Below are 13,053 nucleotides of genomic sequence, written 5' to 3' on the forward strand. Positions count from 1 at the left end.
GGCTAATCACCGGAACCATGAGTCGTCGCTGAGTCCGACCACGGGCTGTTTGTATCGGGCGGACTTTCCTCCGCTCTCGGAGGATTCTTGCTTGTGCTCCGGGCCGTGATATGTCGAAAGTGTCTTGTTCCAGGCAGCATTTTCTTCCTTGGTCTGTGTGTGTCCGATCGTGTTCCAGTGCTCCGACGCGCCTAATTTGCCGTGTCCCAGGATGGCATCCGGGTACGCGAAACCCTTGCGGTATCTCGTGAGCCCGCTGATCATGCTCTTGTAGTTGGCGTGGTCTTTGTGGTAGTCGGCATCTTTCTTCTCGCTCGGGGTCGCGGTGATAATAGTTTTCTTGGGCGGGAAGATTCCGCCCCTGAGTCCTAGGGTCAAGATTTCCAGTCCCAGAGCCGAGTCCTTCGCCGGATTCGAGTAACCGTACTTCTCGCGGTTGTCGGGATCCGTCTCACGGTAACCCGCAGTCGCGGGATCGAAAGTGTACACATTCGCGTCTTCTGCGCTGATGAACAGGACTCCCATGCTTTGCCACCGTGTTGACGTCACATGAGCCTGTGACTTCTTGAGCCCGAGGAATCCGCTGAGCCCCTTGTCGTGCACGATCGGGAAGGCATTCGACTTGAAATGAGCCTTGGCGTCCTTGAGTCTTTCTTCGTCGTTGAGGCCCAGCGATTTCTGAGCCGCGGTCATCGCCTTGCGCAGAGCCGCCTGATGAGTCTTGATGGCCTGCTTCTCGGTGGACAGGTCTTTCTTCTTGGCACCACCCAAGATCTTTGTCTCATAGTCGTTGAGCGCGTCCTCGAGGCTGTCGAGACTGGCCGCGGCATCGGCGATCGCATCATTCGCCGCGGCGGCAGTCTTCGCGTCGAGTTGTTGGAACACCACCTGGTCGCGATAGACGTCGAGTGCGTTCCTGACCGGATGCGGCGTTCCGCTGGCCATCATCGGGACGTAGTTGGCACCCTCCTGGGCAATCCAGGTGTGGTGCGACTCGCCCTCGACCGACCAGTCGAGGTCGTCGCCGACCTGGTCGTCCTCCGTCCCCGGCTCCGGCTTCTTCTCCTCTTCCTTCTTCTTGCCGAAACCGAGCTTGGCCAGCAGCGCCTTCGCCTTGGTGATCACCCAGGTCAGTGCGCGCTCGATCATGCCGAGCACCCACTCCTGCATGCTCTCGACCTTCCCGGCCACCGCCTTCGGCAGATCACCGAGACTGAGGTAATCAGCGATGAACGCGATCACCGGCGCGATCAACTGCGCGAGCGCCTTCTCCACCGCCATCGCGACCGCGCCGATGTTGCCGGCCATGATGTCGATGACGCCGTCGACCACTGTCTCGACCAGCGTGAAGATCCGGGCCGCGTTCTGGAAGACCCACTTGAGGACCCGGTAGATCGCTTCGATCGCGGCCAGGATCGCTCCGGCGGGATTGAACATCGCGATGATCCGTACCGTGACCTGCTTGATGATCGCCTCGGTCAGGTACTCGACCGCGAGCTGAATGATCTGGTCGATGATCCCCTGTGGATCGAGCTGATCTTTGATCATCTCGTAGATGCCGTCGACGCCCTGTTCCATCAGCTCCGAGACGATCTCGTAGACCCGCTCCAGCAGCGCGACGTTCTTCTCGCCGACCAGCTTCACCAGGATCTTGCGGATGTTCGGCCAGGTGATGCCCATGATCTGCAGGAAGAAGCCGATGATGCTCTTCAGTGACAGGTCCTTGGGGATCTGGACGTCCTTGATGCCGCCGAGCAGCCAGTCCAGGAACCCGTGCAGCAGGTGCTTCGGGAAGTTGTCGAAGAACCGGCCGAAACCCTGGGCGAGCCCGGCCATCAGGTTGTTCGCGAATCGCATCGGGTCGTCGGCGATGTCCGCGATGACCTTCTTGATCTTCGCGACCAGGGCCCAGAACGCGGGTGGGGAGATGCCCAGCAGCGACAGCAGGCCGTCGATGATGAACTTCGCCGGATCCTCCAGGAACCGGTTGACCGCGTCGATGACCCGGCCGATCAGACCGGCGGCCTTCGCGCGCAGAGCCGCGATCTCGGCGCGCACCTCGTCGACCGCTTGGCTCGAACTCCGTACCAAATCGCGGTTGAAGTTCTTCCGGGTGGTCTGCACCTCCGCATGCAGTTGATCGAGCTGCCCGTCGAACCGGGCCTGTTCCCCGGCCGCCCAGGTTCGCAGGTTCTCCGGGAGATCCGCGAAGATCTTGTGGATTCGGGTACGCGCCGACTCGATGATCTGGTCGCACGCGAGAATCACCGCGTTGACCTCGGTGGAGATCTCCTTGAGTTTGTCGATCACCCCTTCGGCGAAGGCGGTCTCGGCCTTGGCGTAACCCTCCTCGGCCCAGTCCGGCAGCCCGGTCAGCGCGTCCCACCCCGAGACGAACCACCCGCCGACACCGGAATGCCGCTCGTCCACCCGATCCTGCACCGGCTTCAGATCCGCCTTGAACTTCGTGGCGAGCACGTCCTTGGCCGCGTCCCACTCCGCCATCGCGTCCCGCGGCAGATCCGTGAGCAGCACGGTGACCTGGTTGCGGGCATCGGTGAAGATCGTCTGCGCCGACGAGGAGGCCCGCGTGCGCATCTGCTCCTCGGTGCCGATCATCCCGCCCTGTTGCGCGGTGTTGCCGCCGGCGGTCCCGGCCCGCGCCGCCTGCAGCGCGGTCAACGCCTGGTACTGCAGCGCGGCCATGTTGTTCTCGGCCTGCGCGAGCGCGCCCTCCTGCCGGGCCAGGACCTGCGCGGGGCCCTCCTGCGCGACCTGATCGAGCTCCCCCTGCGCGGCCCGCGCGTCGGCGACCGGCCCGGTCTGCACCAGCTGTGCCGGCGCGGTGCCCATCCCGGCGGCCTCGGTCCGCTGCCGGCTCGCCGCGGCATCCTGATCCAGATTGACGTTCTCGGCCGGCACCGGATCCGGGACCGCCGCACCGGCATTCACGTCCGCCGTTTCCGCTGCCGACGGCTGAGGCGGCAGATCCTGGCCCTGCTTCGGCGCGCCGGGTTCCGGCGGCGCCTGCATCGGCCCGTAGTTCTGCTGAACCTTCTCGGTCTCCCCCTGAACGGTCTTGTTCAGCTCGTTCCCGGCGTTGAGCGCCTCACCCGCGGGCTCGGCCGCCATCAGAGCGTCCTCGTCCGGTGGCCGCTTCTCCCGGATGACCTCCCGGATCCGCTCACACAGCGCCACGATCTCCTGGCTCGGCTCGGCGTTGACGCTGGCGATCAGCTCGGCCTGGGCGCGCGCGAGGGCTTCGGCATCCGGTTCGGTGACAGCGTTCTGCGCGTCCTCCACCTGGGTCGCCCCGGCGGGGAGGTCACCCTGAGCGGTCGCGGTGTGCCCGGCCCGGGCCTGAACGGCCCGGGTCCGGCGGACCGTTGCCGCCGACGGCCCGGCGGGTGGTTGCGGCATATGCATGGGTACGGTCGGAGCCGGCGCCGTGGCAGCAGGACCGCGCGGGGAGGTGGCCGATGCGGGGGCGATGGGTTCGGCTTCCGCGGTGCTGGTTTTCGCGGCGGTGGCGTTCTTGGTTGCCGGCTGGGTCTCTGCTTCCGGGGCGGCGGTCGTGGCTGTCGTTTTTGGTGTCTCTGCTGGTTCCGGGCTTGAGTCGGCCCCTGGGGCAGGGCTTAGCGTCGGAGACATGGAAGCCCGAACGCCCGCGACCGTGTTCCCGCCACCCGGAGTTGTCCCAGGAGCCGGAGTTGTCCCAGCAGCCGGAGTTGCCCCACGAGCCGGAGTGCCCCCACCGGCCGGGGTGCCGCCGCTTGCTGCGGTTCGCTCTCCGCCGGCCGGAGTGTTCTGGGGTGCTGCGGTTCGTCCTCGGCTCGCTGGGGCGCTGCTTGCTGCGGTTCGCCGACTATCTGCTGGGGCGTTCCCGCTTGTCGCGGTTCGTGCTGTGGCTGCTGGAGCGCTGGCGCTTGTCGCGGTTCGTGCCGTGGCTGCTGGAGCGTTGGCGCCCGTCGGGATTCGGGCCGCGGCTGCCGGAGCGCTGGCGCCGGTCGCGGTTCGTGTTGCGCCTTCCGGAGCGCCGCCGCCGGTCGGGGCTCGTCCGCCACCCTGAGTGGCCGTCGCCTCGGCCGTGCTCCGCCGAATCCGTGCCTGCATCCCGCCACCGGTCATCCGCGCGGCCCCGCCGCCCGTGGCGCGCCCGGCAGTGCTGCCACCAGCCGTGCTGCCACCAGCGCTCCGAGCGGTCGTTCCGCTGTCGGCGGCGGATCCCGTACCTGTCCCGCCTGACCGCGGCCGCTGCTGAGGCCCACCGGCCGGCGTCCGCTGGCGCGCGGCCGGGGTCGTCGTCGCCGGCGTGGCGAAACTCGACCGCACGGTGGTCGCGAGCGGTGGGGCGAACGGCGAGAGCGCGGCACTCGACGGCTCCGAGACGTCGGTGCTGGAGCGGGCTCGCTCCCGCGTCTTCTCGGTTCCCAACGGAGCCCCCGGATCTCAGCGGTGTGCCATCTCCCGTTGTGCCATCTCCCGTTGTGCCATCTCCCGTTGCGCCGACTCCCGGTGTGCCATGACGTGCGGTGCGAACCCGTGGCCGGGCACGTGGCTGTCAAAGGGCAGCAACTCGGCGTGCTCGGCGGTGAACGACTCTGCCGCCCGGGGCCCGAACGTCTCGCGGAGCAGGTCGTGGTACTGATCGGCCTGCCAGCGAGCCCGGCCCCAGCTGCCCTCGTCGACGAGGGCGTGGATCAGTGCCAGCTGGCTGCGTTCCCGGAGGGGGTCGGTCGCCACGAGACGCATCGCGTAATCGATGGCCCGCGCGAACTTGCCGGACCGGCGCAATGTGTCGACGAGTGCTTCGAGGAAGCGGATCTGGAGTTGACCGAGGCGTTCACGTTCGACGATGACCCAGTCCTCGTACCAGCCGGGCAGCAACTCCTGGGAGAGCCGCTCGAAGCCGAGGCTCGTCGCGGCGGCGATCGAACCGTCGAGCAGTGCCCATCCGGCCTCTTCCAGGGTGACCACGTCCACGCCGAGATCGGGCTGCAGACCCAGGGAGGAGCCACAGCAGACGATCACTCCGGGGGTGTCGGTGCCGTTCATCCGCCACAGAATCGAACGAAGGTTGGCGGACGCCCGCGACTCGGTCTTGTCCGGCCACAGCGTGCCGGCGATCACGGCCCGGCGAACGGGCCGGCGACGTAGCGCGAGGAGCGCGATGAGGCGCTGACCGACGTCCGAGACTTCCACGGCGTCCTGGCCGGCTCGCAGGCGAAACCCGTCGAGCAGCTCGAGGTACAGCCCGGTCGTCATCGCCTGAGTGTGCGAGTCCGCGCGTTACGCCCCCGTCACTCCGGCGTCGCAACCACCGGCCCAAACCGGACACCCCGGCCCTGTCAGATTGAAGGTCTTGACGGAAGCATCTCCGCCGGATTACGTTCCTGAAAACCTTTTCGGCTCTGCTGACGGGACGCCAGCGAACCACTTCACCTGCATCAACGCTGCTAGGAGCGTTCCCGGACGCCGATCGCAACCGAAACACTCGAACCGTCGATTCCGGCTGCCTGGGGATCGGTGGAGCTAGGGGAGTGAGCGCGCACATGACCGACAACTCCATCTCCCGCCGGCAGCTGCTGCAGTACAGTGCGGCCGCCGCCGGCGCGACACTGATCGCCACCGGGACGCCGGCTGAGGCGCACGGCGGAACCGGCGCGCACGGCGGGGCCGGACATCTGCCGCACGGCGGGACCCGGCCGGCCACTGTCAACGGTTTCCCCGTACCGGAATCGTGGAAGGCCGTGCCCTTCGGCCTTGACCAGGTTGATCTGCTGCCGAGCATCTTCACGGAGAAGCGGGACCGGATCCTCGCCTACGCGCGGGCCTACGATCCGGACCGGATCGTCAGCAATTTCCGGACCGCCGCGGGACTGGACAGCCGGGGCGCGCAGCCGCCGGGCGGCTGGGATGACGCGACCGGGAATCTGCGCGGGCACTACAGCGGACATTTCATCTCCATGCTGGCGCAGGCGTGGGCGGACACCGGTGAGACGATCTTCAAGGAGAAGCTCGACTACATCGTGACGGCGCTCAAGGAGTGTCAGGACGCCTGGACCGCGCAGGTCGGCACGCCGGGCACCCCGCCGCCGCCCGCGACCTGGACCACCGGCAAGAGCGGTGGTGGCTTGCGGCTGAGCGGCGACGGACAGTACGTCGGCCTGCCGGACGCCACGATCGACGGCCTGACCCAGGTCACGATCGCCATGTGGGTGAAGCTGGACGAGCAGCGGACCTGGTCCCGTGCGTTCGACTTCGGCACCGGCACGGCCGTCAACATGTTCCTGACGATCCACGACGGCGCCGGGCCGCGGTTCGCGATCACGACGACCGGCAGTGGCGGTGAGCAGCGGATCGGCAGCACGACCCCGCTGCCGATCAACCAGTGGGTGCATCTCGCGGTGACGCTGGACGGCCAGGTCGGCACACTGTACGTCGATGGGCGGGCGGTCGGCGCCAACCCGGCGATGACGCTGACCCCGGCGGCGCTGGGCGCTCCGAAGAACAACTGGATCGGCCGCTCCCAGTACGGCGACGCGCACCTGAAAGGCATCGTCGACGAGTTCCACCTGTTCGACCGGGCGCTCACCGCCGACGAGATGAGCGCCGGAAATCTGCGGGGCAATCTCGCCTGGTACCGCTTCGACGAGACCGAGGGCACCACCGTCGCCGACGCGAGCGGCCGGGGCTGGGACGCCGCGGTGATCACCGGGGTCGGGGGCGCTCCCGGTCCTAGCCACGCCGGCTTCCTCGCCGCGTACCCGGAAACGCAGTTTGTTCTGCTCGAACAACTCACGACCTATCCGGCGATCTGGGCGCCCTACTACACCTGTCACAAGATCATGCGAGGGTTGCTGGACGCGCACACGCTCGGTGGCAACGCGACAGCCCTCGATGTGGTGCGCGGCATGGGCGAGTGGGCGCACAGCCGGCTCAGCAAGCTGCCCCGTGAGCAACTTGACCGGATGTGGTCGCTCTACATCGCGGGCGAGTACGGCGGCATGAACGAGGTGATGGCCGACCTCGCCACGCTGACCGGCGACAAGACGTTCCTGGAGACGGCACGCTTCTTCGACAACACCAAGCTGCTGGCCGACTGCGTGGCCGATGTCGACAGCCTCGACGGTAAGCACGCCAACCAGCACATCCCGCAGTTCCTCGGCTATCTGCGCCTCTTCGAGAACGGTGCGGACCAGAGCTACCGGACCGCCGCCGCGAACTTCTTCGACATGGTGGTGCCGCACCGCACCTACATGCATGGCGGAACCGGTCAGGGCGAGGTGTTCCGCAAGCGTGACGTGATCGCCGGCAGCATCGTGAACACCACGAACGCCGAGTCGTGCGCGGCCTACAACATGCTCAAGGTGGCCCGGAACCTGTTCTCACACACGCCGGACGGCCGGTTCATGGACTACTACGAGAAAGCCCTGGTCAACCAGATCCTCGCCTCGCGGCAGGACACCGACAGCACCACGGATCCGCTCGTCACCTACATGGTCCCGGTCGGTCCGGGTGTGCGCCGCGGCTATGGCAACACCGGCACCTGCTGCGGCGGCACCGGCCTGGAGAACCACACGAAATACCAGGACACCATCTGGTTCCGATCGGCGAAATCGGACACGCTCTACGTCAACCTCTACATCCCGTCGACGCTGAACTGGACCGCGAAGAAGCTCACCGTCACGCAGACCGGCGACTACCCGCGCTCCCCGGAGACGACGCTCACGATCACCGGCAGTGGCCGCCTTGACCTGCGGTTACGCGTCCCCGCATGGGCGCGCGACGATTTCTCCGTCACCCTCAACGCCAAGCCCCATCGGGTACGGGTGAGCCGAGACGGTTACGCGAGCATCCAGCGGCACTGGCGTTCCGGCGACACGATCACGGTGACCTTCCCCTACCGGTTGCACGTCGAGAAAGCGATCGACGACCCGACCCTGCAGGCGCTGCTCTACGGGCCGCTCGCCCTGGTCGCCAAGTCCGCGAGCCCTGACTACCTGCCGATCTCCTGGTACCCGTCCCTGCCGCTGACCGGCGACCTGACCGAGGTCGTCAAGCCCGGCGCCCGGCCGAACACGTTCACCGCCGGTGACATCGGGTTCGAGCCGTTCTACATCGGTGACACGGCCGCCTACCACGCGTACTTCCGCCGCCGGGAGCCGACGATCGTCGTCGCCGGCGTCGACTCGGGTGTCCCGAACCGGCCCGACGACGAGGGCACCACGTTCCTCGACGAGCTGTGGTCGCAGGCGCCGTTCCGTTCGAAGCGCGAGTTTCGGCGAGCGGTTTCGGACACGGCCCGCAGGTGGGAGCGTGCCGGTCTGCTCAGCGGGGAGGAAGCCGCCGCGGTGCGAGAAGCCGCGGCTTGACGGCGAAGGGGTGCCCTCACGAGGGGCATCCCTCGCCCCGGGAGGGAGGGATTTGCCCCGCTGAGGCAGGATGGGCCCGGTGAAACGCCTGCTCTCTCTGCTCATCGTGCCCGTGGTGCTGTCCGCCTGCGCGGCACCGGGGAGAACCGAGCCGGAGACGGGCGGGCCGGGCAACGCCGAGCGCGGGCCAGGCGTGCCGTACGCGACATGGCCGGAGATCGCCACGCCCGGGCGCCCGGGCGAGACCGATCGCCCGAAGCCGCCGGTGGCCGTCACCTGTCCGCCCTCCGGCATCAAGCTGTGGTTCGGCGAGACCAACGCGGCGATGGGCCTGCGCGTGAAAGGCCTGCTCGTCGTCAACTGCGGCGAGAACACCGTGCGCCTCGACGGTTACCCCGAGATCCGGCCACTCGACGAGGACCGAAACCCGATCACGGTACGGATCACCCACCGCACCGCCGAGGTGTCCGCCGCGCTGTCCCACCTCGACGTCCCGCCGCGCCCCATCGACCTCCGCCCCGGCGACCAGGCGTCCGCGGCGCTCGTGTGGCGCAACACCTACAACGACACCACGAATCTGCCGGTGTCCATTCCCCTGATCGAAGTCGGGCAGCCACCGCAGCACGTCATTCCCGACGCACCGTTCGATCTGGGCAGCACGGGCCGCCTCGGCGTCGGGCCGTGGCGGCCCATCGAGCCGGCGCCCACGCCTACCCAGACCGGCGGCGGCGCCATCAGCGAGCCGCCGGAGCTACCCCTGCTCTGACGCCCGGCCCTCGGCCGCGCAGTCCCCTTACGCCTGGTCCCCTTACGCCTGGTCCCCTTACGCCTGGTCCCCTTACGTCTGGTCCCCTTACGTCTGGTCCTCGGACGTCTGGTCCTCGGACGTCTGGCTTTCGGCCAGCGTGGCGAGGCGGTCGATGGAGGCCCGCAGGTTCTCCGACGTCGTGGACTGCGCTTTGGGGATGCGGCGTTCGTCGGTGAGGTTCGTCCAGTCATACGTGTGGGTGACGAGCGTGCGGCCGTCGTCGAGCGGCTCCAGTTCCCATCGCCAGAGGTGGCCGGGCGGCGTCTTGCCCGGCTCGGCCGGCGTCCACGCGACCCGGCGGCCCTCGACGAACTCGACCACGTGGTTCTCCCGCACCTTGCCGCTGGTGTTCGTCATGACGAACATGTCCCCGCGGCTGCGGATCCGCTGACCGGCGGCGGCCTCCGACAGGTTGTCGTTGCCGTCCCAGCGCGGCTGCTGTGACGGGTCGGCGATCAGCTCGAAGATCTCATGGGCGGCGGCCGCGATCTCGCGACTCGCGCTGGCGACACGTTCGGTCATTCCCCCATCCAACACGACGCCATGAGAGTCCAGGTGATCACGGTCGCGCTGGGCCTAGCCGTCGTTGGCGCAGGTTGTGCCAAGTTTTTAGCTGTGTGGGCTACGGCTCGCGTTCCCGTCGCGCTGCCCGTGCTGCCGTCGTGCTGCCAGCCGTCGTTGGCGCAGGTTGTGCCGAGTTTTTAGCTGCGTGAGCTACGGCTGACGGGGCCGAGCCGTAGGTGGTGCGGCTTTTCCGGCGGTTTTAGATGCGTCGGCTACGGCTCGCTCGTCTGGGCCGTAGCCCGTGCAGGTTCCGGGGCGGTTTTAGCTGTGTGGGCTACGGCTCGCGTTCCCGCCGCCCTGCCCGTGCTGCCGTCGTGCCGCCAGCCGTAGTCGGCGCAGGTTCCCGAGCCGTTTCAGCTGCGTGGGCTACGGCTCGGGCCGGCGACGCGGTGCACAGGCCGCAGGCGGGGGCGAGCGGGCGGCGACGAGTGGCGGCGGGCGGCAGTGGGCGTTGGCGGACGGTGGCGGGCGGCATCGGGTGGCGGCGGACGCGGCGGGCGGCATCGAGTGGCGGCGGACGGCGGCGGACGCGGCGGGCGGCATCGGGTGGCGGGTGGCTGCTGTCGGCGGGGGTGGTTCAGCCGGTTGGCGGGGTTGTGGTGGAGGGGCGGAGGGTGTCCGCTGACCGCCGCCCGACGGACCTTGAAGGCATGATCTTGAACGGCGGCGACGAGGAGGCGTTCCGGGACTTCGTGTCGAGCCGGATGGACGGGTGGCGGCGGGCTGCCTACGCCTTCTGCGGCAACTGGCACACCGCCGAGGACCTCGTCTCGATCACGCTGACCAAGGTGCTGCGGCACTGGGCGACCGTCGCGGCCACCGGCAACCCGGACTCCTACGTCCGGCGCATCCTGATCCGGACCGCCATCGACGAGCACCGCCGCACCTGGCGGGAGAGCCCGATGGGGATCCTGCCCGAGCAGCGCAGCACGAGCCGGGAACCGGGGCAGCGCAACGCGAGCCGGGGACCGGAGGCATGCAGTGCGAGCCGGGGACCGGAGGCCGTCGTCGACCGGCAGGAGGTGGTGGGCATGCTGCGGATGCTGCCGCCGGCGAAGCGGGAGGTCATGGTGCTGCGGTACGTCTACGACCTGTCGGTGGAGGAGACCGCGGCCCGGCTCGGGTGTTCGCTCGGAAACGTCAAGAGTCAGACCGCTCGGGCACTGGCGGCATTGCGGGTACACCTGAAATAAATCATGCATGCGAGGAGCGGGGCGGCAGCGGCAGAACGCGATCTACCGGGCCGGTGTGCTGGGACGGCGGCCGGCGGTTCCGACCGATTTCGCCGAGCTGGAGCGGCGGGCGCGGAAGGCCAGCAGCGCGGCCGGGTGGGCCTATGTCGCCGGTGGCGCGGGGGAGGGGCGCACCATGCGCAACAACCGCGCGGCGTTCGACAGGTGGGCGATCGTGCCGCGAATGCTGCGCGACGTGGCGGACCGCGACATGTCCGGTGAGCTGCTCGGCACGCGTCTGCCCGCGCCCGTGCTGCTCGCGCCCGTCGGCGCCGGCCAGCTGATCGCCGCGGACGCCGACCTGCACACGGCACGGGCCGCAGCCGCGGCCGGCGTGCCCTACATCTTCACCAATCAGGGTGGCACGCCGATGGAGGAGACGGCCGCCGCGATGGGCGCGGCGCCGCGGTGGGTCCAGCTTTACTGGAGTACGGACGAAGCGCTGGTCGACAGCCTGATCCACCGTGCCGAGGCGGTGCAGGCGGGCGCTCTCGTGGTCACGCTGGACACCACGGTGCTCGGCTGGCGGCCGCAGGATCTGAATCTCGGTTCGCTGCCGTTCGCGAAGGGGCTGGGAATCGCCCAGTACACCTCCGACCCGAGATTCCAAGATCTCGTAGAACACCGCAGACCGGCGAAGTCAGGCAAGCAAGAGATCACGCTGGGCGCCATCCGCTCGCTCATCGAGATCACCCGCAACCACCCCGGCAGGTTCCTCGCCAACCTGCGCAGCCCGCGCCCCCGCGCCTCCGTCGAGACGTTCCTCGACATCTACTCCAACCCCCGGCTGAACTGGGAACACATCGCCACGCTGCGGGAACGTACCCGATTGCCGATCGTCCTGAAAGGGATCCTGCACCCCGACGACGCCCGCCGCGCCTTCGACGAGGGCATCGACGCGATCGTGGTGTCGAACCACGGCGGCCGCCAGGTCGACAACGCGATCGCCTCGCTCGACGCGCTGGTCCGGGTTCGCGACGCGGTCGGCCCGGAGCCGGCGATCCTGATGGACAGCGGCATCCGTACCGGCGCCGACGTGTTCGTGGCGCTCGCCCTCGGCGCCGACGCGGTGCTGCTCGGCCGCCCGTACATGTACGGCCTCGCGATCGCCGGACAGCGCGGCGTCGAGGAGGTCATCGCGAACGTGATCGCCGAACTGGATCTCACGATGGCGCTCTCCGGCGTGCGGAACCTCTCCGAGATCACCCGGGATGTGCTCGTGCCACAGGGCACACTGAGCGCATGACCAATCACGTGTACCGGCTCAGTGAAGTCGTGGGCAGCAGCCCGGACAGTGTCGAGGACGCCATCCGCACCGCCATCGCCAAGGCGTCCCGGACCGTGCGCAACATCGAGTGGTTCGAGACCAAGGAGATCCGCGGACAGGTGGTGGACGGCGACGTCGCCCACTTCCAGGTGCGGCTGAAGATCGGTTTCCGGGTCGAGGACTGAGGTCCGGCCGCTCAGGCCGGGGACGTCCCGACGCGGTCGCCGTGCGGGCCGAACAGGTGCAGGATCTCGGCCGGCTTGTCGTCGGCGGGACCGAACCAGTGCGGCTCGCTCGCGTCGAAGTCGGCGACGTCGCCCGGCCGCAGCAGCCGTTCCGTGTCGCCGAGCAGCAGGCGGACCGTCCCGGCCAGCACGTAGAACCAGGCGTGACCGGCATGGCTCACGCGCACCGGCTCCTCCCGGGACGGCCCGAGGATCTGCTTGAAGACCTGCAACCTTCCCGGGTACGTGGTGAGCGGCACCACCACGGCGTTCAACCGGGTCCTGGTGTCCGCCCGGTGCGGCGTCAGATGAGCGCGGGGGTCCCCGGTCGGCGGGGCGCCGATCAGGTGATCGAGGGCCAGCCGGTACACCCGGGTCAGGGGTATGAGCAGGTCCAGCGTGGGCCGCCGCTTGCCGGACTCGAGCCGGGACAGCACGCTGACCGACAGCCCGGTCAGCTCGGCCAGGTCGGTCAGCAGCATGCCGCGGTCCTGGCGGATCCGGCGCAGCCGCGGCCCGATTCCGTCCAGCAGCTCTTCCACGTCAGCGTCCACCCGACCAGTTTGCGGTTTCCGCAAGTTCG

9 protein-coding genes are annotated in these 13,053 nt (G+C 68.6%); 5 read left to right on the plus strand and 4 right to left on the minus strand.

Annotation, left to right across the window (positions count from 1 at the left end):
- Positions 1–6: 6 nt before the first annotated feature.
- Together AB0F72_RS17265 and AB0F72_RS17270 are read right to left on the minus strand one after the other, a co-directional pair.
- Entirely contained in the window at positions 7–3,420 is a 3,414-nt protein-coding gene (locus AB0F72_RS17265; RefSeq protein WP_360431588.1) for a hypothetical protein, read from the minus strand.
- A gap of 1,029 nt (positions 3,421–4,449) precedes the next feature.
- Positions 4,450–5,265 (minus strand): BTAD domain-containing putative transcriptional regulator, encoded by an 816-nt coding sequence (locus AB0F72_RS17270; protein WP_360431591.1) that lies wholly within the window; start codon positions 5,263–5,265, stop codon positions 4,450–4,452.
- Positions 5,266–5,552: 287 nt separating this feature from the next.
- On the opposite strand from AB0F72_RS17270, the gene AB0F72_RS17275 reads away from it, so the two are divergent.
- Positions 5,553–8,375: a beta-L-arabinofuranosidase domain-containing protein gene (locus AB0F72_RS17275; protein ID WP_360431594.1), complete on the plus strand. Its 2,823-nt coding sequence runs from the start codon at positions 5,553–5,555 to the stop codon at positions 8,373–8,375.
- A gap of 79 nt (positions 8,376–8,454) precedes the next feature.
- Positions 8,455–9,141, plus strand: coding sequence for a DUF4232 domain-containing protein (locus AB0F72_RS17280; RefSeq protein WP_360431597.1), 687 nt, complete (start codon positions 8,455–8,457; stop codon positions 9,139–9,141).
- 87 nt (positions 9,142–9,228) lie between these two features.
- Here the strand turns inward: AB0F72_RS17280 and AB0F72_RS17285 are convergent, their stop codons facing one another.
- Positions 9,229–9,705 (minus strand): SRPBCC family protein, encoded by a 477-nt coding sequence (locus tag AB0F72_RS17285; RefSeq protein WP_360431600.1) that lies wholly within the window; start codon positions 9,703–9,705, stop codon positions 9,229–9,231.
- A gap of 692 nt (positions 9,706–10,397) precedes the next feature.
- On the opposite strand from AB0F72_RS17285, the gene AB0F72_RS17290 reads away from it, so the two are divergent.
- Genes AB0F72_RS17290 through AB0F72_RS17300 form a run of 3 tightly spaced genes read left to right on the plus strand, consistent with a single transcriptional unit; the run spans position 10,398 to position 12,431 of the window.
- A complete protein-coding gene (locus AB0F72_RS17290; RefSeq protein ID WP_360431603.1) occupies positions 10,398–10,940 on the plus strand; it encodes a SigE family RNA polymerase sigma factor in 543 nt (180 codons plus the stop codon).
- A 7-nt stretch (positions 10,941–10,947) separates the two neighbouring features.
- Positions 10,948–12,225, plus strand: a complete 1,278-nt coding sequence (locus AB0F72_RS17295) for an alpha-hydroxy-acid oxidizing protein (protein WP_360431606.1) — start codon at positions 10,948–10,950, stop codon at positions 12,223–12,225.
- Complete coding sequence (locus tag AB0F72_RS17300) at positions 12,222–12,431, plus strand: dodecin (protein WP_014442614.1); 210 nt, start codon at positions 12,222–12,224, stop codon at positions 12,429–12,431. Before AB0F72_RS17295 ends, AB0F72_RS17300 begins: the two co-directional genes overlap by 4 nt.
- An 11-nt stretch (positions 12,432–12,442) precedes the next feature.
- Here AB0F72_RS17300 and AB0F72_RS17305 read toward each other — a convergent pair whose 3' ends face one another.
- Positions 12,443–13,024, minus strand: a complete 582-nt coding sequence (locus AB0F72_RS17305; protein WP_360431610.1) for an XRE family transcriptional regulator — start codon at positions 13,022–13,024, stop codon at positions 12,443–12,445.
- Positions 13,025–13,053 lie beyond the last annotated feature (29 nt).

Origin of the sequence: Actinoplanes sp. NPDC023936 (genome assembly GCF_040639325.1) — a bacterium.
Classification (GTDB): domain Bacteria; phylum Actinomycetota; class Actinomycetes; order Mycobacteriales; family Micromonosporaceae; genus Actinoplanes.